Origin of the sequence: Shewanella septentrionalis, assembly GCF_025370265.1 — a bacterium.
Lineage (GTDB): Bacteria > Pseudomonadota > Gammaproteobacteria > Enterobacterales > Shewanellaceae > Shewanella > Shewanella hafniensis.
On record NZ_JAMTCC010000028.1, the window covers coordinates 38,639 to 61,696 of the forward strand.

A 23,058-nucleotide genomic window follows, 5' to 3' on the forward strand; every position below is an offset into this window, starting at 1 on the left:
GGGGTATTAGGCTTAAGGCTCAAATACCCTGAAAAACGCCTTGATTGATGTTTTTTTAATCGCACTAATCCCCCATTGCCTGCTATACTCCGCGTCCCTAAATTGGCGTAACTTATTTTCAGTGGCGCCTTTATTTGACATTACGTTTTCGGGTCACAATCGATGCAAGTTGAATCCACACTCTTTAGTCATCCCAAGTATTGGGCTACAGGCGACAGCACTGCGCCTTTCTTACCTATGTCCCGCAAGGAGATGGATAAGCTTGGCTGGGATAGCTGTGACATTATCATAGTCACAGGCGACGCTTATGTGGATCACCCAAGCTTTGGCATGGCAGTGATCGGCCGTATGTTAGAGGCCCAAGGTTACCGAGTCGGCATTATTTCCCAACCTGATTGGTCGAGCAAAGACGCCTTTATGCAATTGGGTCGCCCGAACCTGTTTTTTGGCGTCACCGCCGGCAACATGGATTCGATGATCAACCGTTACACCGCTGACCGTCGTTTACGCTCCGACGATGCTTATACTGCGGGGGATATTGGTGGTAAGCGCCCAGATCGCGCCGTGACTGTGTACACCCAGCGTTGTAAAGAAGCCTTTAAAGATGTGCCTGTGATTATTGGTGGTATCGAAGCCAGTTTACGCCGCATCGCCCATTACGATTATTGGTCGGACAAAGTGCGTCGCAGTGTGATTTTCGATGCCAAGGCCGACATTTTGATGTACGGCAACGCCGAGCGTCCTTTAGTCGAAGTGGCACGCCGCTTAGCTGCCGGTGAACCGATAAGCTCGTTGCACGATGTGCGTGGCACAGCCGTTATCCGTAAAGAGCCGCTGCCCGAATGGCGCGGTATGGACTCGCGCAAGATTGACCAACTGCACAAGATAGAGCCGCTGCCGAATCCTTACGGCGCCGATGATGTGGGTTGTGCTAACTTGTCCGGCCCGTCGGATGTGAAGATATTCGATAACGAAGCCCCTAAGCCTATTAGCGTTCAACCGCCTAAACCTAAGCCATGGGATAAAACCTATGTGCTGCTGCCAGCGTTTGAAAAAGTGTCCGAAGACAAATATTTATATGCCCATGCTTCACGGATTTTGCACCAAGAGCAAAACCCAGGTTGTGCCCGTGCGTTATTTCAACCCCATGGCGACCGCGCCGTTTGGGTGAATCCGCCCGCATGGCCGCTCAATACCGATGAGATGGATGTGGTATTCGATTTACCCTATCAGCGCATTCCTCATCCTATCTATGGCAAGGAAAAAATCCCTGCCTACGACATGATCAAGACGTCTATCAACATCATGCGTGGTTGCTTTGGTGGCTGTTCTTTCTGCTCGATTACCGAGCATGAAGGCCGAATCATTCAGAGTCGTTCACAAGAGTCGATTGTTAAAGAAATCAAAGATATTCAGGAAAAAGTGCCAGGCTTTACTGGGGTTATTTCCGATTTAGGCGGCCCAACCGCCAACATGTATCGTTTAGGTTGTACCAGCGAAAAGGCCGAAAAAACCTGTCGCCGTCTTTCTTGTGTGTTCCCATCGATTTGCGGCCACTTAGGCACAGATCATAAACACACTATCGACCTGTACCGCGCGGCGCGTGCTGTACCTGGCATCAAGAAAGTATTGATCGCCTCTGGCGTGCGTTACGACTTGGCGATCGAAGATCCGGCTTATGTAAAAGAGTTAGTGCAGCACCATGTGGGCGGCTACTTAAAAATCGCCCCTGAGCATACCGAAGAAGGTCCGCTCAGCAAGATGATGAAACCCGGCATGGGCGCCTACGATAAGTTTAAAGAATTGTTCGACAAGTTTTCGAAGGAAGCGGGCAAAGAGCAGTTCCTGATCCCTTACTTTATTTCGGCGCATCCGGGCACGACCGACGAAGACATGGTGAACTTAGCGCTGTGGTTGAAGGAACGTAAGTTCAAGCTCGACCAAGTGCAGAACTTCTATCCGTCACCGATGGCGAATGCGACCACGATTTATCATACCGAGTTAAACTCGCTGAAAAACGTCAAGCACACCAGCGAAGTGGTATCAGTGCCGAAGAAAGGGCGCCAACGTCGTCTGCACAAAGCATTGCTGCGTTATCACGATCCTGCGGGTTGGCCATTGATCCGTGAAGGGTTAACTGCCATGGGGCGTGAAGACTTGATCGGCAATAGCCCACATCAATTAGTGCCGCCAGAAGGTCGAAATGAGCGCGGACCTAAGTGGATGAAAGATGCCAACCAAGGCCAAAAAGCCTTTACTCGCTTCTCGGGTAATCAATTTGATGACCGCAAGGGCGATGGCAAATCTAAAGGTACGGCTAAAGGCGGCGCGCAAGCTCAAGTTGGTGCTGAATCAAAACCAGCCGCTAAAGGTGGAAAACCCGCAGCGAATGACGCTAAGCCTGCCGGTTCTAAGCCAACTGGCTCTAAACCCAGCGGAGCTCATTCGAGCCGTCCGGGAGCGAAAGCGCCTTTCGGACAGTCTGGTTTTAAGGCGGGAGGTGCTCAAGCTAAAAGCGGTTCTCAGGCTAAAGGTGGAAGTCCATCAAAAAGTGGTGGTAAACCTGCAGGTAAGCCTTCTCAGGGTCGCCAACAGGCGAAGTAATCACTTTTAGCTATCACAATAATATACAAAGGCCGCTCCAGACATAAGTTTGGAGCGGCCTAGCTAGCATGATCATCCCGCGATACTCTCCTTTTTTACAATCCTTTTTACTATCCTTTTTGATTTCGCCACAATTTTGCCAGTATATTTACCTTAGCTCAGTCTCAAATAGGTTAATGCATATACGGGCTAGCACTTGAGCTTTTTGTTATCAGCCCCTCATCATCTTTACCGATGAATGCTTACAATGAGCGGCGCTGCGATAAAAGAGTCCTAACTGGTATCGCAGGGCGAACTATTATAAAATCTCGTCTGATGCTTATGTCTACTATTTGTTTATATTCGATATTTTAGCTATACATCTCACCCATACCCGCGGCTTGTTAACTAACATTAGATACTATGAATAAAAAGCGTAGACCCACTCTTCAAGACGTTGCCGATCAAGTTGGGATCACCAAAATGACGGTGAGCCGCTATTTAAAAAATCCAACAAGAGTGGCGCAAAGCACTCAAGAAAAGATAGCTATCGCACTAGAAACCTTAGGTTATATTCCTAATCGCGCGCCGGAAATTTTGGCGCAAGCAACCAGCCGCGCCATTGGCGTGTTAGTGCCGTCGTTAACCAACCAAGTGTTTGCTGAAGTGCTGCGCGGTATCGAGAATGTGACTGGCAAACGCGGTTATCAAACCATGCTGGCTCACTACGGATATCAGGCCGAATTAGAAGAAGAGCGGGTGGCATCACTGCTTTCTTACAATATTGATGGCTTACTTTTATCCGAAAGTTACCATACGCCGCGTACCGTGCGAATGATTGAAACGGCGGGCATTCCGGTCATTGAAATGATGGATAGTGTGTCGCCTTCAATTCAACAGTGTGTGGGGTTCGATAACACAGCTGCCGCATACGAAATGGTTAAGGCCATGATTGCACAAGGCTATCGCCACATTGCTTACTTAGGCGCGCGCATGGATATTCGCACTCAGCATAAGATGCGAGGCTACGAGTTAGCGATGCAGGAAGCCAAGCTCACACCTTTGGCGATGACCACCAATGAGGCCTCGTCGTTTTCCTTGGGTGCGTCGTTATTGCAGCAAACCTTAGCGAAATATCCCTATGTGGATAGCTTTTTCTGTACCAACGATGATTTAGCGGCGGGGGTGATATTTGAGTGCCAAAGACAAGGCATCAAGATCCCAGAACAAATAGGCGTTGCAGGGTTTCATGGCCATGATATAGGGCAATCCATGACGCCAAAATTGGCGAGCATTATTACCCCGAGAAAGGAGATCGGTCGAATTGCTGCCACTGAGCTATTAGATAGGTTAAATGGCAAAGAGATAGCAGAATCGGTTATCGATCTGGGCTATCGTATTGATTTAGGGGAAACATTGTAGACTTCCCCTCGATCTTTCGCTTAACGGCTAATGCCTAATGCCTAATGCCTAATGTTTTTGATCACTGGCTTGCGTTAGAGAAACGCTGAGATGATGACTGCAACTATGCCGCCCGTCGTGCCAATAATGGTTTCCATTACCGTCCAGGTTTGCAGCGTTTGTTTTTCTGACAATCCAAGAAAACGGTTGGCGAGCCAGAAGCCTGAGTCATTAACGTGCGAGAGCACAATCGAACCACCGCCAATGGCAATCGTAATCGCCGCCAATTGAGCACCATCTAAGTTCAATGGTTCAAGTATCGGGATGATAAGGCCGCAAGCCGTTAACATGGCCACGGTTGCCGACCCTTGGATCACGCGCACCGAAGCCGACAAAATAAATGCCAGTATCACAATCGGTAATCCCGAACCTGCCAGCATATTCCCTAACGCATCGCCGACACCCGAATCAATCAGTACTTGCTTGAACACTCCGCCAGCACCGGTGACGAGAATAATGACCCCCGCAGGTTGGAGCGCACTGCTACAGATTTCCATGATGCGGTCATTGGGAATGTTACGTCTCACGCCCAGCACATAAAATGCGATTAAACAGGCAAGCAGAATGGCGGTGAAAGGGTGACCTATCAAGGCGAGCCAATTATGCAGATCGGATTTTTCATCAATAAAGCGCGACACCACCGTCTTCAAACCGATAAGCAGCAGTGGAAAAATCACAATACTGATTGATAACGCGAATGAGGGGATAGGTCCGCCTTCTCGTTCGCCTTTCTCTTGCTGTTCGTGGGCTGGTAGCTCAACATGGACTTTTTGCGAGATGAGACTGGCAAAGAGTGGGCCGCCAAGAATCATCGCAGGAATGGATGCCAATAGACCAAAAACTATCATGTAGCCAAAGTCGGCATTGAGCTGGGAAGCGACCAAAATAGGCCCTGGTGCGGGGATAAGAAACGCCTGACAGGTGGCAATACCCGCGAGCAACGAAATACCAATTTTAACCACGCTGCCACCCCCTTTACGAACCACGGCAAAGGCGATGCCAATCAGCAGCACCACAGCAACGTCGAAGAAGAGGGGTAGCGCACAGATAAAGCCAGTAAAGGTCATCGCCCAGTGGGCTTTGTCGTTACCAAATTTATTCAGCAGTGTATGGGCTATCTGATCTAGTGCACCAGTCTCTTCCATGACCCGACCAAACATCGCCCCCAAAGCGACCACTACCGCAACAAAGCCCAGTGTTCCCCCCATACCTTGTTGAATAGTATTGGTGATATCGGCTGGGTTCATGCCAGAGAAAAGGCCGGCAATGATCGACACCAGTATCAGTGATACCACCGCATGTAATCTCACTTTCATCACTAAGAACAGTAGCAGGGCGATTGAACCCAGCGCTGTCAGAATCAATGACATATCAGACATAAGAGGACTTTTCCTTGTTAGTTAAGTTGTCCACATTTTTGTAGGTTACCGGTAACATGTTACCCGTAATATGGTAGAGTGGGAAGTGACTAAATTCGAGAATGGGCTTGAGGTTAACAAAGTGACTGAGAGAAAAAAAGGCAATAGCTATGTGTTCATGGGCGTCTCTAGTTGTGGCAAATCTTCGATAGGTGCCGCGGTTGCAAACGCGTTAGAGACGAAATTTATTGATGGTGATGATCTGCATCCTAGAGCCAATATCATCAAGATGAAATCTGGCTCACCGCTCAATGACAGCGATCGGGCACCTTGGCTTGAGCGCATCAACGATGCTGTGTATAGCATTGAACAAAAAGGTGAACAGGGGGTGATTGTCTGCTCTGCGCTACGTCGCCAGTATCGTGACTTGATCCGTCAGAACAACAGTAAGCTGGTGTTTATTCATCTGTACGGAGATTTTGAATTAGTCAAAGAGCGCATGTTTGCCAGAAAAGCCCACTTCATGCCGATTGAACTACTCAAGAGTCAGTTCGACACGCTGGAAATGCCCGCCACCGATGAAGCTGATGTTATCCAAGTGAGCATAGACGGTACTTTTGAAGAGGTGGTACAGCGCTGTATCAATGCGATAAATGGCGAAGCCTAGGCAGGCTCTTAACGCGAGGCTTGGCTGCTTTATCAATCTGTTGCAGATTAGTCTTTAACGCGAAGGGGAGCTGAACGACAGTCGTCGGGATTTAAAGTACCGCTGAAGCTCGTAGCAAACGTGGATCTGGCAGTTCTTTATTGAAAAAAGCCACTCCAGAAACTGACTTGGAGTGGCGTAGAGATAATGGTAAGCCTGCGGTACCATCCAATGAGTGTTACGGCGAGCGTTGTAGACGGAACGTGCGCCGCACCTCAGCCTCAAATAAGCCCACGCATATGAGCGATGACGCGAGCTGCCTGTCCTGCAAAACATGGTTTAATTCAACATGTGACTAAAACAGCCACTTAAGACTGTTATTCAAAACAGTCCTGCTATATACGACCAAGGAATGTCAAAGTCGAATAAGCGCTGTCGTCACCTTGGCTAGATTTCCTTAAGCTTTAAAAGAAGTAGTTAATCCCGACTGCGAAGCTGTTGTCTTCCTGCGCTTCAAGCGCGGCATCATCCATATCACTGAAATCTAACTTCATTTCAGCAAACATCACAGTATCCTTGCTATAGCGATAGTGCAGACCCAGCATGGCAAATTGGCGGGTCCAATTACCTTGAATAGGCGTAGTTGCATCTGTGTCTAAATCTAAATAACTGAGCACGAGCATAGGCACAAAACCGTTGTCGAATTGATAGGCCGTCATCAACTCTGCACCAGTGGCGTCGTAGAGATCGCCGTTGACCAGTTCATTGCTTTTGCTTTGATGAGCATTAAAACCCACATAGAGACCGCTGGCTTCGCGTCCTTCGGCATAGTGATAGTAGTCACCGTACATGGCACCAATGCCAATAATTTCATTGGTTTCGTCGACTTGAGTATTGCCTAAGTGGCCTTCAAAATCACCGCGGTTAAAGCCTGCGAGCAGCTTGAATTTTTCGGTTGCTGAATAGATGATACTGGCACCGTAACTGCTGTCGAAACTCAGCTCAGAGTTACTCATTTCGCTGCCGTCATCATTTTTTAAGCTGACATCGCCATTGGTTTTGGCGGCATATTGCAGGGCAATTTGCACTGGGCCGACACTATTGCGGTAAATAAAGGCGGAGTCGGCACGGCCAGTACCTGTGAGGCCGCCATCGCCAAAGGTGTAAGCGCCAACGCTGTAACCTGCGAAAACGTTAGGTAAATCTGTGGTGCCGGCGACATCGTAATAGGCGCCCCATTGTTTACCAAAGCTCAAACTCCCCCAGACATCGTGGGACATGCCGACATAACCTAAGCGGTTATAGAGAAAATCATCGGTCTTTTCGGCGGCGAGTTTGCCTCCTTGCATCACTAGACCATCGTCGCTGGAGACCATATTGATCCCCCACTCCGTGGTAGCAAAGGCGGTCCAGCCATTTCTTTCGCTGCGCTCGAAACTAAATCTGAGGCGCGAAGAATCGTCAATAACTGAGGTGTCGTGGCTGTCATTCAGGGCTGCGAACCCTAGCCAACCGGTTAAATCTAATGTGTTTTTTTGATCTTTATAAAGCTCAACCGCCTGACTGCTGGTGGCTGTTAATAGCATAGGTAACACTAAAGCAAGACAAGTCTTATTCATAAATCCCCCGATAATGAGCAAGTATTCTTCAGGGGACCATAGGCTTAGCCTATGATCCCTGAGTAACTGTTCTTTTAGATGCTGTTGTTAATCGTTTTGATAGTGCGTTAGCCGGATTTAGGCTGGACGTGTATCGTTAACCGTTGCTTTGTTGGAAATCACACCGAAGATAGTCCAACCGAAGAAGGTGGCCATGGCGCCAAGCATTACTGCGGTTTCGCCTGAGCTATACAGGGCATAGAAGCTATATAAAGCACCGATCACGGCAATTACGTTAGCAATACGGGCCTTATGGGCAGGCACTTTAAGTTGTTTTTGCATTACCCCAAGGGCTGCCATCGACAGTATGTAAGGCACAATATTGGTGACAACGGCGAGGTTCACTAAGGCTTCGAATTGCTTACTTAGCGATGGACTAATAGTCATTAATGAAAGGACGGTTTGGATAGAAACAATAATTGTCATGCCCCAAATTGGCGCATCGGCTTTGCTGACTTTAGAGAAGATTTTAGGGAAGAATCCTTCATCGGCAGAGGCTTTAAACACTTGGGCAATAGTGAACTGCCAACCTAAAAGTGAGCCAGTACAAGAGATAATGGCACAGGCCATCACGATTTTACCGACCACAGGATTAAACATTTGCGCGAAGGCTAAACCGAAGGGCGCATTCGACATGGCAAGTTCAGCGTTTGGTACGATACCTGCAATCACGTTAGTAGAGACGATATAAATCACCGCCGCACCTAAGGTACCGCCCATCACAGCGATAGGGACGTTTTTCTCTGGATTATCGACGGCTTCTGAGTTGGCGCAGGCCGATTCTAAACCGAGGAATGCCCATAAAGTCATCGCGATAGAACCGCCTAACGCTTTGAAGAATGGCATATCATGCGGGTTCCATGCGCCTTTGTAGAGGTCGATGTCGAACCAGAACCAACCAATTAACGACACGCCAATCACGGGCAGAATGATCCCCCATACCGTCACGCTACTCACACGGCCCGTGATGCGAGCACCGCCAAAGTTGGCAACGGTTGCTAGCCAAAGTACGCCAATGGTCGCAAGACAAATTGCCATAGGGCTTAAGTTGACTTCGAGCAATACGGCGGCATAACCCACAGCCGAGATCGCAATCGCGACGTTGGCGATGAGCAGCGAGACGGCATAGGTATAGTTGGCCATAAAGTTGCCTGAGCGGCCGAAAGCATATTCAGCATAACCGCCCATACCGCCGGATTTCTTACTGAACATACCGCACTTGGCAAAAGCAAACGCGAGGGCTGTAGAACCCGCCGCTGTGACTAGCCAAGATAAAATTGAAATGGTACCGACTTGAGCGAGTTGGGTTGGCAGCATAATAATGCCTGAGCCCATCATGTTGACTATGGTGATAATCGTTAATTGGATTACACCAATTTTATTTGCTGATTTACTCATATTAATAACCTAATTTAGGTGACTTATTATAGGAGGTTTGAAATTGACTGCAGAGCGGGGTTAATTAACTCTGCAGTCAGTTTTCATTATTTATTTAATACATATCCCATAGCTTGAATTTTGCCGTCTGCGGTATTTTCAAGATAAACACCTTGCAGTTCTGGCGAGAATCCAGGTAATAGGTTGATACCTTCTTCGAGAGCGAGGAAATAACGTTGCACCGAACCGCCCCAAATTTCACCCGGTACCATACACAGCACACCTGGTGGATAAGGAAGCGCGCCTTCTGCGGCAATTCTTCCCTCAATTTGCGACAGCGGAACGAGTTCGACTTTGCCACGAATAAATTCTAGATTTGCTTCCTGTGGGTCCATCACTTTGGTTGGGAAATGCGCTTTACGGAACATTTCTTTCTGCAGTTGTTTTACGTCATGACTGACATAAAGATTGTGCATTTCTTGGCAAAGTTGGCGGATGGTATAGTCTTGATAACGTACTTTATTCGCGTTGTAGACGTTAGGTAATACTTCAGATAAAGGCGCATCTTCATCGACTAATTTCTCGAAACGAGATATTTGCGAGACCAGATGTTGCATCTTGGCCATATCTTCTGCAGGTGTCATCAGGAATAAAATTGAATTCAAGTCGCACTTCTCAGGAATAATATTATTTTCCCGTAAGAAGTTAGCCAGAATAGTTGCTGGAATACCGAATTCGGTATATTTACCGGTTTCTGCATCTATACCGGGTGTCGTTAATAGGAATTTACAAGGGTCAACAAAGTATTGGCCTTTTTCATAACCTTCGAAGGAGTGCCATTTCTGACCGGGTTCGAATTCGAAGAAACGTAAGTCATCGGCCATTTGTTCGGTTTCATAGTCTTGCCATAGACGGCCGTCGATCATTGTTGGCACGAATGGTTTGATATATTTACACTTTTTGAGCAATAGCTTACGTGCTTCAATACCCGCTTTTACCGCTTCACGCCACAGATAACGACCACTCGCGCCTTCGTGCATTTTCGCGTTCACATCTAGCGCCGCAAATAATGGATAGAAGGGGCTAGTAGAGGCATGCATCATAAAAGCGTTGTTGAAGCGTTTATGGTTACAATATCTATCTTGTCCTTTGATATGCTTGTCTTTTTTATGGATTTGCGATGTTTGCGAGAAACCCGCCTGTTGTTTATGCACCGACTGAGTCACGATAATACCGGGATCTTCGGCGGTCAGTTCGAGCAAGAGTGGCGAGCAGTCATTCATCATAGGGATGAACTGTTCATAACCGACCCAAGCCGAGTCGAATAAGACATAGTCACAAAGATGGCCAATACGATCAATAACTTGTCGAGCATTGTAGATAGTGCCGTCATAGGTTCCGAGTTGGATAATCGCTAAACGGAAGGGGCGTTTTTCATCGGCTCTTTCTGGGGCGACTTCGCGAATTTGCTCTCTTAAATAGGATTCTTGGAAGCAATGGGCATCGATGCCGCCAATAAATCCGAAGGGGTTACGCGCGGTTTCTAAATAAATCGGCGTGGCACCTGCTTGAATTAACGCGCCATGGTGGTTTGATTTGTGGTTATTGCGGTCGAATAAAACGAGATCGCCCTTAGCTAATAGCGCATTAGTCGCCACTTTATTTGAGGATGAAGTGCCGTTAAGTACAAAATAGGTTTTATCGGCATTAAAGACTTTGGCTGCGTATTTTTGTGCATCGAGTGGTGCGCCTTCATGGATCAGTAAATCACCCAATTTGACATCGGCATTACACATGTCGGCGCGGAAAATCGTTTCGCCAAAAAAGTCGAAGAATTGACGGCCCACAGGATGCTTACGGAAGAATTGTCCGCCCTGATGACCCGGGCAAGCAAAGGTGGAATTACCCATTTCAACGTACTTTTTCAAGGTGCCGAAGAAAGGCGGTAATAGTGCTTGTTCATATTTATTGACTGCCGTTTCAACCTGTTTTCCGTAGAAGTCAGTATTATCGCCGCACAGTTCAAATACCCCAGTAATCGATGAGCAAACATCGTCCGGGAAAGTTTCTTCACAGCAAACTGAAACGAATATCGGTAGTTTCAATCCGGTGTTTTTAATCTTTTCAACAATACCATTTCTAACATCATCAACAGAGACTACAGCCGCGCCCACATCACAAAAGTCAGTGGTTAGTACATTGACGACTTCTCTGTCGATATCGAAACAAGATCTAACAGATAAGCTAGCGGCTACTTTTAATGATTTCATAGTTAATTTCCCTTTTACTTTTTAAAAAATAGATACAAGTGTGCCTATACCTAATTAAAAACATTAATGGCATGAAAATTAGATATAGCTATTCCGTGTGCAAATTAGATGTGGTTATGCCAATGTCGCGAAATAAATAAACTAAAATATATTTATTTGACGTGCAAATAGCTTAGCCGCAGTAAAACTGCACTGATAAAAGAATGCTTTGATAGTGACGCAAGTTAATAAACCAAAAAAAAGACAGTACATTAAGTGTTTGCAAAAATTAGAGCAATAGCACTTTAGACCTGTTTATTGGCCTACAACCTGCGCTGAGATTAGCGGAGGAAGATAAAGGAATGATCGAAATAGTCACGTTGACTAGGCATCATGATATGCCGCGTGCGCCGGATATGCGCCATTATTTTAGATTTCCTCTTCATATACGACTCCATTATGACTTAGAGAAAACAGTTAGGTTTTATTACGGAGTGAAGTTTATATGTGAGTTATAAATAAAATCATGACCTATGTCTTACTTTTTAATAATTGGTACTTAAATTTAACTTGTTTTATCAATATTAAATTGAGTCAATCATACTTAAGTATCTTTATCTAAATTATGAAAGTAAATATTGTCAGTGTTATTTAAATAATATTTTTTGCATAAAATTTCTTATTGCTTTTTTCTAATCTTAATTAACATGCTGTGGTAATAAGTATCTCGATTTATACCGCATGCCACTCTTGCATGATTATGCATAAATTCTCTTTACAAAATCACCTTAATGCTAAAAAATTGCAAAAATGACAGTTTTTTTCTCACATTTGAGCATTTCGGGCAGAAAGTTGCCGTTTTAGGGCAGATGTTATCTTTTAGGTTGACGTAAATTAGTCTGGTCGAAACATTAATGGGAGATAGACATGAATAAATGGTGGCTAGGTGCAAGTTTAGTGTTGGGCTTATTTGGACAGGCGCATGCTATGTCGTTAACGAGCAAAGATATGAGCGAGGGCAATAAACTCACATCACAATTAGTATTTAATGGATTTGGTTGCCAAGGTGAAAACATTTCGCCGCAACTAACTTGGACTGACATACCTGTGGGGACGAAAGTGTTTGCGGTGACGGCCTATGATCCTGATGCGCCAACGGGCAGCGGTTGGTGGCACTGGGCGGTATATAACTTACCCGCAGCGCAAACATCATTGACGCAGGGCGCGGGTTCGCATGCCGATGCACTGCCCAAAGGCGCTATTGCCTTGAAGAACGACTTTGGCACCACCGACTTTGGTGGCGCTTGTCCGCCCGAAGGTCATGGTGTACACAGGTATGAATTCACTGTGTGGGCATTGCCCAGTGCATTAGATCTGCCAAAGGACGCTAGCCCTGCATTATTAGGCTTTATGCTCAGAGCACAAGCCTTAGGTAGCGCCAAGTTGACTGCGGTATATAACCGATAATCCATTGATAATTAGGCTGGTATCATGATCCGTTTGTTTGAATATGATTCGAAGCAGGCACAATCTTTATCTCAAGTACCTGTGCACCAGCCATCGATTATTCGGGTTATCCATGGGGAAAAGTCTTTACTCTGGCAAGATGAATCCGTTTTGGTAGGCCAAGGTCAGTTACTGTTAATTCCTGCGGGTTCGCATATTAGCTTTGTGAATCGACCTTTTCTTGGGCGCTATCGGGCAGTGCAGTTATTGCTTCCCCACGATTTACCCCAAGGCATTTTATTGAGCAGGGCCGATTGGCGCGATCCTATGCCAGTCCAAAACGTATCGCGCGCGGTGGACTTAGCTTGGAATGCATTATTACAAAGTTTGAGCTTGTCGCTGGCTGATTCTGTTCAACTGCATTATCTGGCTGCGTTACTGCTCAGTTTGCCCGATAAACGTTGTGTGAACTGGTTATATGGCCACACGCAACGTAGCGTGACTCAAGCGGCCTTAGCTTTAATGGGTGTGAGTCCGGCTGCGTCATGGCAACAGGAGGAGATTGCCGACAAGTTACACATGAGCACGGCCAGCCTTAGGCGTAAATTGGCATTAGAAGACACCAGTTTCAGGCAGTTATTAGTCGAAGTCCGGCTGAGTCATGGTTTGGCCATGTTGCAAAACTCGGGCGAGCCATTACTACAAGTGGCTTTGGCCTGTGGTTATCAATCGGCGGAAAAGTTTTCCTTACGTTTTAAGCTGCAATTTGGCCTGACTCCTGCGGCTTATCGTCGTACCCTGTGAGGAGGAATGAATTGATACTCAAACAATCTCAAGCTGCAGGAGCGATATGATGGCGGATGAGCAATTTACCGACAGCGGATTTTGGAACAAGGTTAAACTTTTTAGCCGTCAGGCGGGCAGGGAAGTGATCGAGCGTGCCCTGTGGCTTTATTATGCGGCGCAGCAGCCAAATACCCCTAAGTGGGCCAAGTCTGTCATCTTCGGCGCCTTGGCGTATTTTATTTCCCCTTTAGATGCGATTCCCGATCTCACGCCTTTAGTGGGCTTTACCGACGATTTAGGGGCGCTTGCCGCTGCCTTGACTATGGTGACCTTATATATCGATGACGAAGTCAAATCCCTCGCGGCGGATAAACTGGCACTCTGGTTTGGCGATAAACCGACGGAACCTAAGGCTTAACCCTAATGTGCTCGCCAAGGCCTAAGTGATGCTAAATTGCGCTAAAAATATGATTTTATTAGGAGTCCTTGATTTGGTTTTACCTTAGCTTTTTTAAGGGAAAAATATTTTTTTGCAAACGTTTCACTATTGCTTGATTGCGCTATATGCTAGCGCTGTTTTGTAAACCCCTTGTGTTTGTTTAGGCAGATAAATGAAAAATATTATGGTAGTGATCCTATGGCTTTTAGGTGTCTCTGCCGCTACCCCCGCGTTTGCCGATGAAGCCTCTCCGGAACAACTCGCCCGTCTTTACCTCGATTTTATGGCGCAGAATAGTCGCCAGAGCGAAGCTCTGTGGCCGGGTTTTCGCCTCGAAGATAAAGTGCACCTCTTTAGTTATGGCGGCAACGTTTGGCTACGTCAGCCTGGCGGTGAAATCATCCAAGATAACAGCGTCTTAGAGTCGGTTAACCTACAGTCTGGCTTGTCGATTAATTTCGGCTTCCCGCAATATCAAGGTCAACCTGGGGTGTTAATCCAACTCGAATCGCCAAACATCCAATTTAGCGCTGACACTAAGCCCACGGATTTAGCCTTTTTAATCTGGGCCAGTAATGGTCTGCATGAAGCTTTCCACTTTTATGCACAATCCGAATGGCGCGTGTTAGAAGAGGGGAGGCGTTACGAGGGCGAAGTGTTCCCGCTCAGCCTCGATGCCCGCTATTACCGTTTACAGTTGTTTGATGCCTTAATGGCGGCGCTGGCACAACCCGAGCAGCAGTCATTACACTTGAGCCATGCGGCCTATTGGTTGCAGCAATGGCGTCAAATTGCGCCAAACGAGGATAGAGTCGGTTACATCAACGACCTCGTCGAAGGCAGCGCTAAGTATGTGGAATTGGCCGCTGGCGCACGTATCTTAAGCCAAAATCAAACCTTACTCGGTTATCAGCAAATACTGACCCAATATGTGCACGACTATTACCAGCAGAGGAAAATGTTGGGTGGTTGGACGGCGGAGGCGGAAAATATCGGCGCCTTGGCGGGTATATTGTTGGATAGCACTCAAGAGCCTTATGTGTGGAAAGAGTCTGTCATGTCGGGCATGTTACCGCTAGATTTACTGTTAAATCGCGTGAAACCAGTGCCGCCGGTGGAAAGAAAAGACAATAAACAGAAGAAGCCGTTACAGCAAATGCTAGCGTATTATCCTGCCACTCAAGCGAAATTGTCTCAGCTATTATTGAATGCGCAGGACGTTAGGGTGCCGTTATTGGTTATGCCGAGCGTGAGCGATAGCAGTAGTTTTATTGATGTGGGTGATGTGCGTTCTGGTTTTTATGTTGTGCCGTACCAAGATGAAATGACACAAGCCTACCTAGGGATGAGCGCGCAATTTAGTAACTTGTCAGTGAGTGGCAGTCCATTACTCGATGTTCCTGTACAAAATTATTGTGAGGGCATTGAGGCTGCAACTCTGTTACCTTTGGCATTCCCCTTTCAGCGTGAGGGTCAGTATCTGGTATTCAATGAAGCAGAAGTCCATGGAACTATTAGGGTTTCTGCGAGTGTTGTTGATGGAAGAACCCTCTACTGTGCGATGAATTAATAATGAGAAAAAATCAGCTCGAATTTACCTACATGCGTGGCATTGCGATTATCTTTATCGTGCTTGGCCACAGTATTTACAACTCTGGAGAAGGTTTCCCGCTGTTATTGGAAAACCTATTACGCGGTGGCACGGCTTTGTTTGTGTTTATCTCAGGGTATTTTTTCCATCGTATTTTTTATAAGGATTTCGACTACAGCAAGTTTATGAAGAACAAAGTACAGAACGTACTTTATCCTTTTTTAGTCGTCTCTTTGATCGGTTTATTCTGTTTGTGTTTGCGCTGGATTTTTATGGAGCACCAGTCGCTCGATAAACTCTTGCTGAGTGTTTTTTATACGGTACGTAACGGTTATATCCTGTATCCGCATTGGTATATTCCATTCATTATGGCGGTATTTTTATTCTCGCCGATATTTTTATGGTTTATCCGTTGCTCACAGCAGATGCGCTGGACGCTATTTGTACTGAGTTGTGTGGTGGCTATTCTGCTGCATAGGCCCATAGGTAACGTCAATTTCATCCACTCAGTGGTGTATTTTATGCCTTTCTATTTGATTGGTATTTTATATTCACAAGATGAACATATTGTGACGCGCTTTGGTTCTATCTTTACTGCCCTCGCGATGATTTTTTTAGTGGTGAGCTTAGTCGAGCAAACTTACATAGTGCAGCATATTGGTAACTACCATAAGGCTCCGTTTGAATATAACGGCATCGATTGGCAGTTTATTCAAAAACTCTGTTTATGTGTGTTAGTGCTGAACTTTTGCGAATGGTTGTCGGGGCGCAGTCGATTGCCTTGGTTAGTGGAAGTGGCTGAGATGAGTTTTGCGATTTTCTTTATTCATCCGCTGTTCGACATGATGTTTAACGCCACCGCGACCTTAATGCGTTACCGTTTACCGCCGGGATCTTGGGTCACTAGCGTGCTCTTCTCTGCGGGGATTTTTATCTTCCTGATGGTGGGAAGTATTATCACGGCTCGCTTTATCAAGAAGCGTCTCGGTAACCGTTCACGTACTTACATCGGCTGGTAATCACTTGGCTTATCATCACTAACACTAGGTGAAATTCAGTTTGAATTTATTTCCTAGTGTTAGGGTGTTTTTCATCTAAAAAATGGAGAACAAGATGAAGTCCAGAATTGCCCTACAGAGTCTCGCGCTCGCCAGTTTGTCTTCGATTGCCTTACCATCCATAGCGGCTCAAGCAGAGCCCTTATTCACTGAAACGCAGCATACTTTCTTCGCGCAAATCGCCGTCCATTGCGGCCAAGCCTTTGCGGGCAAAGTAGTTTCGGGTGACACTGCGGACTCGGCCTTTAGCGGTAAGTCTTTAGTTATGCACGTGCGCGAATGCAGCGACACTGAGCTTAAGATCCCGTTCCATGTGGGTGATGACCATTCACGTACTTGGGTGCTAACTAAAACGCAGCAAGGGCTTAAGTTGAAACACGACCATCGCCATCAAGATGGCAGCGAAGATGCTGTGACTATGTATGGCGGCGATACCATGAATGACGGGACAGTGCTGAAACAGTCGTTTCCCATTGATAGGGAATCTATCGATAATTTCGTTAAGAATGGGCTAACCCAGTCGATCACGAATGTGTGGCACATGGAAATCACCCCAACGACGTTTAGCTATCAACTTACGCGCGAAAACCGCGATTTCAAAGTCGATTTTGATCTCACTCAACCCGTCGCATTACCGCCAAAACCTTGGGGGCATGAGTAGTGTCGCGCGCACTTTTGAACCATAGGTTAGAGCATATCTAACAAAACGGCGAGCACTGAGGCTCGCCGTTTGATTTAACCGTTTAATGACTCGCATTAGTTAGCTTTAGGTTCGAAGCTAAAGGCTTGACCCGCAAGTGCTGCTTCAAACATCAAGCCGCCTTTTGCTGCGGTAAATACCGCCATACCGTTAATGTAAGAGCCGCTTGCTGAGCGATTACCACCCGATTGGCCTGCGCCTGCTGAGTTGCCCGTGGTTCCCGCTTGAGCACTTGCACCCATGTTGATGGCAACCGCCGAGGCTTGGGCATCAAACTCGAAACTGCCGCTTGTGAAGGCTTCATAGGCTTTAGCATCTTTAAAGAAGATGATCTCGCTGTAGGCTTGTCCACCTAATTGAAAACCGATGGATAATTGAGTCAGGCTCGAATCACCCATATAAACACCGCCTTGATAGACTCGGCCCTTGCCATAGGCTGCGCCAATGCCTATGCCGCCTTTACCCACAGTCGGGAATAACGCATAGCCATAGGCTGTGTCGAAAAACTTACTGGTTTCTTTCGCTTTTTGGAAATTGGCTACCGCCTGATCATAGCTTTCATCCGCATGTGCAGTGGGCGCTGCAAATAGGCTCACGATAAGGCATGTCGATGCCGCAATGGCAGTTAAAAATGATTTCATGGTAACGCCTCTTCAAGTCTTCGGTTGCTCCAGACTAGCCTTTATCGACACAAATGACAGCCAAAAGTGACATATGTGTCAGCTTAGGTTCAGTGTTCGGCTTAATGCTTGGAGTGATATTGGTGGTGATGATTGGAGTATGGTTTCGCTAATTAGTTCTTAGGTGCTGAAGAAGCTTGGGGATTTTCTGCGTCGTCCTGCTGAATTTGATGCAAGAATTCATACTCCTCAGGAGTGAGCACATTTTCAATCGCGATTGGGCGTGGTTGTGATAGGGGTTTTGCCATGCGACCTTTTAGATAGGCAGAGCGGGTGATTTGTTTCAGGCCGTATACGGCCAACATATACATGCTCAGCAGTAAGGTGAGTCTAGGTAACGCATGGGAGAGCAATGACAAGTTATCGCCTAGATAGAAGGGTAAAATCACCACAAATACGCGGATCAACCAGTTCAACAACATGGCCAAGGTCAAACCTATCAGCCAACGAAATCGAATGGTACCGAGCGCCTCTTGGGTGAGTGTGACATCAGTTTGATTGCGTTTATGCCGACGAAACAGTACCCACAACGCGACAAAGTAACAACAGGTTTGTACTGATAGCAGTGCGGGCAGTATGGCGCCCCATTGGCTAATGCTAATTTCCTTCAGCATTTGGGTTAAAGGCTGCCATTCTCCATTGGGATAAGCGGTCAATCTTAGGCCGATATCTAGAATGGCGAAAACTAAGGTAAAAGCCGACGGCCAGTAATGTTTTGAAAATCCTAGCGGTTTATGGGTCGGAACTAAACTGCGTTTGCAATAGAGATAGAGCAAAGGCATAAGCAAAAAATAGATGGGGTTTATCAGGTTGAATAGAATATGGATCGGAATTGGACTGTTATCGCGATTCAACAAACCCGTTAAGAAGTATAGAGCGATGAGACTTAAGAAAGCGGCGAGGAGTTTTTGGTTACTGTCGGGGTGATAAAAGTAGCGAATATAAATAGCTAACGCGAGGCAATGTACGCCTCCAAATAACGACAACCACCAGTAAGCTTGAGCGAAAAAAGTATTAAAATCGTTCATATGCGATACCTCGAGCCCTGTTATATCAGGGAAATCGGCTCGGTAAAAGTATCGCCGTTAGTTTTTCTGCTGGTTGGCTATGCGCCGATGACGATTTGAAGCCGCCTCTGGCACAACGCTGGGAACGGGAACGCGTTCTGCGAGTAAGTGTTTGATTGCACGAATGGGATGCGGTAACAGCATCCTAGGACCGGAGAAGATCATGATCTCTTTGACGATTTGTTTCTGCGCGGGTTTGTAACAATGCACTGGGCATTTATTACAGGTAGGTTTGCTTTGTCCGTAGGGGCAGCGATCTAGGCGCGTCGCGGCATAATCCAATAGCTCGATGCAATCTACACATAGACCTGTTGAATCTTGGCCTTGGTGTTTCGCTTTGCAATAAATCGCCACCATTGCGGCAATGGTCTGGTGTTCGTACAGGAGTTTGCCCGTAAGTAGTGTGGCTGTGCCCATTGGAATACCTTAGCTTGTTACTCGGATATCCCATCATAGGCAGTGAAATTGGCGCTGACAAAACGAAAGCGCCAATTTATGAAGGTGCGCACAAAATAGGGCTTTAAATAATTCTTCATCCTCAATGTCGCACTTACAAGTCAACCTTAGATATGCATCACTTTGTCGGCAACTAATGTCCAGCGGGTTAAATCTTGCAGCGTACCTATGTGCGCGCCTTCGATGATCATTTCCGCCGTGACGCCTCGCGCTTGAGCGCAGGTCTTACAAAGCAGAATCGGCACTTGCTGCGCTGAGAGGATCTCGAACATCTGTTGTAGGTTATAGCTTAAGTCGGGTGTGGTTTGATTTTTGAGCGCGCCAAACACGGCATCTGACATGAGAAAGAGTTTGAGATCGACCACTTGCTCGTCCTGATCCTTCAGTGCTAATGCGATGCGTAGGCTGTTAAATAGCTTTTCTGTCCCGTAGGGGCTAGCGTGGGCCACGATAAGAATACTTTGCATCAGGTTTTCCTTATATTTGTCGTAAACTGGGCGATTGGGGTGATAAGGCAATACGGTTGCGTCAGTCTAGCGCAATTGGCTATAACTATTTGAGCGCAAGATCGTATAAAAAGGCATAAATACTTGATTTTCACCGACACAATGGACTTTAATAGCGGTTAATCTCTGCTCAATTTTTAGCTAGACTCGGTTGCCATGGACACTGTCCTAATGGACGTTGGCAAACCCATTGACACGGCTTCTGATGAGAAGCGGCCATCAAAGGTGAACAAGAATGAAGATCTTAGTCGTATTTATACTGATTGCTGTCGGGGTGTTTTTATTCCTTCGCGCGCAGCGATTAGCGAAAGAAGAACAAGAGGCGATGAAACCTAAATCGACCACGGTAAAACCTGTTGTTCCTACCGAAGAATTACCAATTTCCTCCGCTGCTGAACCCGAGCCTGTAGAGCCTGAACCAGTTGAGTTGGTAGAGGACACTCGCGTGGTGGAAGTTGAGCCTGTCATCGAAGTGGAAGCGGAATTAATGCCCCGTGAGACTGACGACCCTGCGAACATTTCGGTGGCGCTAGACACAGATATCATCGAAGTCGATATTCCTGCGGCCCATAATGAAGAGTCGGTGATCATTTTAGGCACCACGCCAACAGATGAACAAGCTGACGTTAAGACTGAAGCAGAGCCAGCATCGAGCACGCGTTCAGAGGTCGGTGCGCCAGGGGCTTGGGCGAATGTAACCTTAGTTCGGGCCTTTGAAGAATATCAAGGGGCAACGTCAGCCAGTGCTCGCTATACCGCGCTGCAAAATATGGTCGCAGAGTGCTACAAGCAGCGTAAATCGGCGGATTATCTCAACTATGGCGCTCAGTTAGCTGAAGAGTATGTCGCACTGTTCAAAGCAGCTAGCGCCGAGCAAGGCAAAGATACTGAGCTTAAGTCTTCCGGTTTCTTGCATTTAGCCACCTTACTAAATGATACCCAAGCCTTCGATGCCGCCATTGTCATTTGTCGTAAAGCATTAGAGCTTGGGCTGAGCGATGGCACTGTCACTGGCTTTGAGGGCCGGATCAATCGGATTGAGAAAGCACAGGCTAAAGCAACTACGGCTTAACACTTTGGTTGGGAGCGCTTAGCGGGTAAACCCTTAAACGAAAAGCGGTTATTTCCCTCGTCTAAGCAGTGTAGAATCCCTGCTAACTGAATGCGCAAAAGGCGAACTAAGGTTCGCTTTTTTTATGGGCTTGATAGGGGAAAAATGAAACTAAGCTATGCCTTACCGAATGTCTTATTCGGGCTTGGATTATTGCTACTCAGTGGCTGTACTAAAACCCCAGAATGGACCCTATTTTATTATCCCGATGTGAGTGCCATTCCGGTGACGCCTTTGCAGGCCGAGGATATTAATGGCTACTACGACACCCTAGCGCAATGCCAGAGCAAGGCCCACGGCATGCAGCGTCTAAGCAGCTCTGGCGTGAGTGGCTTTGGCCTTGGGGTGTATCAATGTGGGCACCTATGTGAGTTCGACGATAAGTCGGTGCTGGTTTGCAAGACCATGAGCCAATAGGTGGACAAGATGAAGTTTAAACAGGATTTTTTTACACAGTTACCTGAGTTTTACTCGCAAGTGTACCCGCAAGGGATAACTAAGCCCGAGTGGCTAGCATGGAGTGATGACGCCGCCCAATTGATTGGCTTGAGCCAACCCACAGATGAGCTGTTATTGGGCTTGTCTGGCAATGCCGCCGTCGATGGCGCAACTTATTATGCTCAAGTGTATAGCGGCCACCAATTTGGCGGTTACACGCCGCGCTTAGGAGATGGACGCTCGATCATTTTAGGTGAAGCGATTGGCCCAAATGGCGCATGGGATGTTGCCCTTAAAGGCGGCGGTCCGACGCCTTATTCGCGCCGTGGTGATGGTCGAGCTGTGATGCGCTCTGCCGTGCGTGAGTTTTTAGTCTCTGAGGCGTTGCATCATTTGCACGTGCCGACGACCCGTGCCTTGGCGGTGATTGGCTCTGACCTACCCGTATGGCGCGAGAGCCAAGAAACCGCAGCCATTACCGTGCGTTTAGCCCGTAGCCATATTCGTTTCGGCCATTTCGAGTTTTTCTGCCACAGTGAACGCGGCCGTGCCGATAAACTGATCCAATTACTCAACTTCACTATTACTCAGCATTATCCCCATTTGAGTTGTGATGCCGCAGGCTATAAAGCGTGGTTTTTACAGGTAGTGCAAGATACCGCTAAGATGATTGCCCACTGGCAGGCGGTCGGTTTTGCCCATGGTGTGATGAACACTGACAATATGTCGATTCTGGGTGACAGTTTTGACTTCGGTCCCTTTGCGTTCCTCGATACATTCCAAGAGGATTTTATCTGCAATCATTCGGATCCCGAAGGTCGCTATGCCTTTGGTCAGCAGCTGGGTGTCGGTTTGTGGAACTTGCAACGCTTAGCGCAGGCGCTTACTCCTGTGATCCCATCCGATGACTTAATTGCCATTCTTAATCAATACCAAGAGGCGCTAGTGCAGCCTTATTTGCGCTTGATGCGGGCAAAACTAGGTCTTTCAGTAGTTGATGTCTCGTCGGTAGAGCAGGACAAACAGGATCTCGACCTCATAGGTAGATTCACTGTGCTGATGGAGAAAAATCAGCTTGATTACACTCAGACTTGGCGTCAATTAGGTAAGTTAGATCCGACCAGCAAACACAGTGCGCTGCGGGATGACTTTATCGATGTCAGCCAGTTTGATACTTGGTATCAAGCCTACCAACAGCGATTGGGCACAGTGGCGGATATCCCCGCGTGGCAAACTGAGCGCAATAGTGTGAATCCCAAATATATTTTGCGTAACTATTTAGCCCAAGAGGCGATAATCGCGGTGGAAGAGGGTAATCTTGCGCCGCTGCATTTGCTGCAAAAAATCTTAACTCAGCCCTTTGCCGAACACGCAGAACATGAAGACTTGGCCAAGCGTCCACCGGACTGGGGCCAAGGTTTGATCATGTCATGTAGTAGTTGATTGGA

Annotated in this window: 21 protein-coding genes; 12 read left to right on the top strand and 9 right to left on the bottom strand. The window is 47.0% G+C overall.

Going from position 1 to position 23,058, the window contains the following annotated elements; genetic code table 11:
- Window positions 1-162 precede the first annotated feature (162 nt).
- Both NE536_RS15880 and gntR read left to right on the top strand, forming a co-directional pair.
- A complete protein-coding gene (locus NE536_RS15880) occupies window positions 163-2,604 on the top strand; it encodes a YgiQ family radical SAM protein (RefSeq protein ID WP_261273285.1) in 2,442 nt (813 codons plus the stop codon).
- Between the two features lie 402 nt (window positions 2,605-3,006).
- A complete protein-coding gene (gene gntR, locus NE536_RS15885; protein ID WP_261273286.1) occupies window positions 3,007-4,005 on the top strand; it encodes a gluconate operon transcriptional repressor GntR in 999 nt (332 codons plus the stop codon).
- 74 nt (window positions 4,006-4,079) lie between these two features.
- Here the strand turns inward: gntR and gntU are convergent, their stop codons facing one another.
- Window positions 4,080-5,423: a gluconate transporter gene (gntU, locus tag NE536_RS15890; RefSeq protein WP_006083518.1), complete on the bottom strand. Its 1,344-nt coding sequence runs from the start codon at window positions 5,421-5,423 to the stop codon at window positions 4,080-4,082.
- An 85-nt stretch (window positions 5,424-5,508) separates the two neighbouring features.
- Between gntU and NE536_RS15895 the strand changes: the two genes are divergently transcribed.
- The gene (locus NE536_RS15895) at window positions 5,509-6,069 is read left to right on the top strand and encodes a gluconokinase (RefSeq protein WP_220776810.1); all 561 of its coding nucleotides are present in this window, start codon (window positions 5,509-5,511) and stop codon (window positions 6,067-6,069) included.
- A gap of 443 nt (window positions 6,070-6,512) precedes the next feature.
- Here the strand turns inward: NE536_RS15895 and NE536_RS15900 are convergent, their stop codons facing one another.
- From NE536_RS15900 to speFL, 4 genes are all read right to left on the bottom strand, one after another.
- Complete coding sequence (locus tag NE536_RS15900; RefSeq protein ID WP_261273287.1) at window positions 6,513-7,667, bottom strand: porin; 1,155 nt, start codon at window positions 7,665-7,667, stop codon at window positions 6,513-6,515.
- 117 nt (window positions 7,668-7,784) lie between these two features.
- Window positions 7,785-9,104 (bottom strand): putrescine-ornithine antiporter, encoded by a 1,320-nt coding sequence (gene potE, locus NE536_RS15905; RefSeq protein ID WP_106649127.1) that lies wholly within the window; start codon window positions 9,102-9,104, stop codon window positions 7,785-7,787.
- Between the two features lie 86 nt (window positions 9,105-9,190).
- Window positions 9,191-11,353 (bottom strand): ornithine decarboxylase SpeF, encoded by a 2,163-nt coding sequence (gene speF, locus NE536_RS15910; protein ID WP_261273288.1) that lies wholly within the window; start codon window positions 11,351-11,353, stop codon window positions 9,191-9,193.
- 320 nt (window positions 11,354-11,673) lie between these two features.
- Window positions 11,674-11,790 (bottom strand): leader peptide SpeFL, encoded by a 117-nt coding sequence (gene speFL, locus NE536_RS22990; protein WP_100199882.1) that lies wholly within the window; start codon window positions 11,788-11,790, stop codon window positions 11,674-11,676.
- Between the two features lie 469 nt (window positions 11,791-12,259).
- Between speFL and NE536_RS15915 the strand changes: the two genes are divergently transcribed.
- The 6 genes from NE536_RS15915 to NE536_RS15940 all read left to right on the top strand — a co-directional run bounded on the left by NE536_RS15915 (window position 12,260) and on the right by NE536_RS15940 (window position 17,313).
- On the top strand, window positions 12,260-12,799 hold the full coding sequence (locus NE536_RS15915; protein WP_261273289.1) for a YbhB/YbcL family Raf kinase inhibitor-like protein: 540 nt from the start codon (window positions 12,260-12,262) through the stop codon (window positions 12,797-12,799).
- 24 nt (window positions 12,800-12,823) lie between these two features.
- Window positions 12,824-13,582, top strand: a complete 759-nt coding sequence (locus NE536_RS15920; protein ID WP_261273290.1) for a helix-turn-helix transcriptional regulator — start codon at window positions 12,824-12,826, stop codon at window positions 13,580-13,582.
- Between the two features lie 49 nt (window positions 13,583-13,631).
- Window positions 13,632-13,982 (top strand): YkvA family protein, encoded by a 351-nt coding sequence (locus NE536_RS15925; RefSeq protein WP_261273303.1) that lies wholly within the window; start codon window positions 13,632-13,634, stop codon window positions 13,980-13,982.
- A gap of 193 nt (window positions 13,983-14,175) precedes the next feature.
- Window positions 14,176-15,573: a hypothetical protein gene (locus NE536_RS15930; RefSeq protein WP_261273291.1), complete on the top strand. Its 1,398-nt coding sequence runs from the start codon at window positions 14,176-14,178 to the stop codon at window positions 15,571-15,573.
- 2 nt (window positions 15,574-15,575) lie between these two features.
- Entirely contained in the window at window positions 15,576-16,613 is a 1,038-nt protein-coding gene (locus tag NE536_RS15935) for an acyltransferase family protein (RefSeq protein ID WP_261273292.1), read from the top strand.
- Window positions 16,614-16,707: 94 nt separating this feature from the next.
- Window positions 16,708-17,313, top strand: a complete 606-nt coding sequence (locus NE536_RS15940) for a hypothetical protein (RefSeq protein ID WP_261273293.1) — start codon at window positions 16,708-16,710, stop codon at window positions 17,311-17,313.
- Between the two features lie 95 nt (window positions 17,314-17,408).
- Here NE536_RS15940 and NE536_RS15945 read toward each other — a convergent pair whose 3' ends face one another.
- The 4 genes from NE536_RS15945 to NE536_RS15960 all read right to left on the bottom strand — a co-directional run bounded on the left by NE536_RS15945 (window position 17,409) and on the right by NE536_RS15960 (window position 20,022).
- Complete coding sequence (locus tag NE536_RS15945) at window positions 17,409-17,993, bottom strand: YSC84-related protein (protein ID WP_261273294.1); 585 nt, start codon at window positions 17,991-17,993, stop codon at window positions 17,409-17,411.
- Window positions 17,994-18,145: 152 nt separating this feature from the next.
- On the bottom strand, window positions 18,146-19,060 hold the full coding sequence (locus NE536_RS15950) for a hypothetical protein (protein WP_261273295.1): 915 nt from the start codon (window positions 19,058-19,060) through the stop codon (window positions 18,146-18,148).
- Window positions 19,061-19,117: 57 nt separating this feature from the next.
- Window positions 19,118-19,516, bottom strand: a complete 399-nt coding sequence (locus tag NE536_RS15955) for a nitrous oxide-stimulated promoter family protein (RefSeq protein ID WP_220776589.1) — start codon at window positions 19,514-19,516, stop codon at window positions 19,118-19,120.
- A 146-nt stretch (window positions 19,517-19,662) separates the two neighbouring features.
- Window positions 19,663-20,022, bottom strand: a complete 360-nt coding sequence (locus NE536_RS15960; protein ID WP_261273296.1) for a DsrE/DsrF/TusD sulfur relay family protein — start codon at window positions 20,020-20,022, stop codon at window positions 19,663-19,665.
- A gap of 274 nt (window positions 20,023-20,296) precedes the next feature.
- On the opposite strand from NE536_RS15960, the gene NE536_RS15965 reads away from it, so the two are divergent.
- From NE536_RS15965 to NE536_RS15975, 3 genes are all read left to right on the top strand, one after another.
- A complete protein-coding gene (locus NE536_RS15965; protein WP_261273297.1) occupies window positions 20,297-21,133 on the top strand; it encodes a hypothetical protein in 837 nt (278 codons plus the stop codon).
- 144 nt (window positions 21,134-21,277) lie between these two features.
- Window positions 21,278-21,589 carry a hypothetical protein gene (locus tag NE536_RS15970; RefSeq protein ID WP_012090451.1) on the top strand — a complete coding sequence of 104 codons (312 nt, stop codon included), beginning with the start codon at window positions 21,278-21,280 and terminating at the stop codon, window positions 21,587-21,589.
- Between the two features lie 9 nt (window positions 21,590-21,598).
- Complete coding sequence (locus NE536_RS15975) at window positions 21,599-23,053, top strand: protein adenylyltransferase SelO (RefSeq protein ID WP_261273298.1); 1,455 nt, start codon at window positions 21,599-21,601, stop codon at window positions 23,051-23,053.
- Window positions 23,054-23,058 lie beyond the last annotated feature (5 nt).

Bases quoted from the DNA above. Each gene is read 5' to 3' on its own strand.
- NE536_RS15940 (WP_261273293.1), top strand. From the start codon at position 16,708: ATGAAGTCCAGAATTGCCCTACAGAGTCTCGCGCTCGCCAGTTTGTCT.
- NE536_RS15880 (WP_261273285.1), top strand. From the start codon at position 163: ATGCAAGTTGAATCCACACTCTTTAGTCATCCCAAGTATTGGGCTACA.
- NE536_RS15915 (WP_261273289.1), top strand. From the start codon at position 12,260: ATGAATAAATGGTGGCTAGGTGCAAGTTTAGTGTTGGGCTTATTTGGA.
- speF (WP_261273288.1), bottom strand. From the start codon at position 11,353: ATGAAATCATTAAAAGTAGCCGCTAGCTTATCTGTTAGATCTTGTTTC.
- NE536_RS15975 (WP_261273298.1), top strand. From the start codon at position 21,599: ATGAAGTTTAAACAGGATTTTTTTACACAGTTACCTGAGTTTTACTCG.
- NE536_RS15965 (WP_261273297.1), top strand. From the start codon at position 20,297: ATGAAGATCTTAGTCGTATTTATACTGATTGCTGTCGGGGTGTTTTTA.
- NE536_RS15955 (WP_220776589.1), bottom strand. From the start codon at position 19,516: ATGGGCACAGCCACACTACTTACGGGCAAACTCCTGTACGAACACCAG.
- NE536_RS15920 (WP_261273290.1), top strand. From the start codon at position 12,824: ATGATCCGTTTGTTTGAATATGATTCGAAGCAGGCACAATCTTTATCT.
- NE536_RS15930 (WP_261273291.1), top strand. From the start codon at position 14,176: ATGAAAAATATTATGGTAGTGATCCTATGGCTTTTAGGTGTCTCTGCC.
- NE536_RS15900 (WP_261273287.1), bottom strand. From the start codon at position 7,667: ATGAATAAGACTTGTCTTGCTTTAGTGTTACCTATGCTATTAACAGCC.
- NE536_RS15950 (WP_261273295.1), bottom strand. From the start codon at position 19,060: ATGAACGATTTTAATACTTTTTTCGCTCAAGCTTACTGGTGGTTGTCG.
- NE536_RS15960 (WP_261273296.1), bottom strand. From the start codon at position 20,022: ATGCAAAGTATTCTTATCGTGGCCCACGCTAGCCCCTACGGGACAGAA.
- NE536_RS15935 (WP_261273292.1), top strand. From the start codon at position 15,576: ATGAGAAAAAATCAGCTCGAATTTACCTACATGCGTGGCATTGCGATT.
- NE536_RS15925 (WP_261273303.1), top strand. From the start codon at position 13,632: ATGGCGGATGAGCAATTTACCGACAGCGGATTTTGGAACAAGGTTAAA.
- NE536_RS15945 (WP_261273294.1), bottom strand. From the start codon at position 17,993: ATGAAATCATTTTTAACTGCCATTGCGGCATCGACATGCCTTATCGTG.
- gntU (WP_006083518.1), bottom strand. From the start codon at position 5,423: ATGTCTGATATGTCATTGATTCTGACAGCGCTGGGTTCAATCGCCCTG.
- speFL (WP_100199882.1), bottom strand. From the start codon at position 11,790: ATGGAGTCGTATATGAAGAGGAAATCTAAAATAATGGCGCATATCCGG.
- potE (WP_106649127.1), bottom strand. From the start codon at position 9,104: ATGAGTAAATCAGCAAATAAAATTGGTGTAATCCAATTAACGATTATC.
- NE536_RS15970 (WP_012090451.1), top strand. From the start codon at position 21,278: ATGAAACTAAGCTATGCCTTACCGAATGTCTTATTCGGGCTTGGATTA.
- gntR (WP_261273286.1), top strand. From the start codon at position 3,007: ATGAATAAAAAGCGTAGACCCACTCTTCAAGACGTTGCCGATCAAGTT.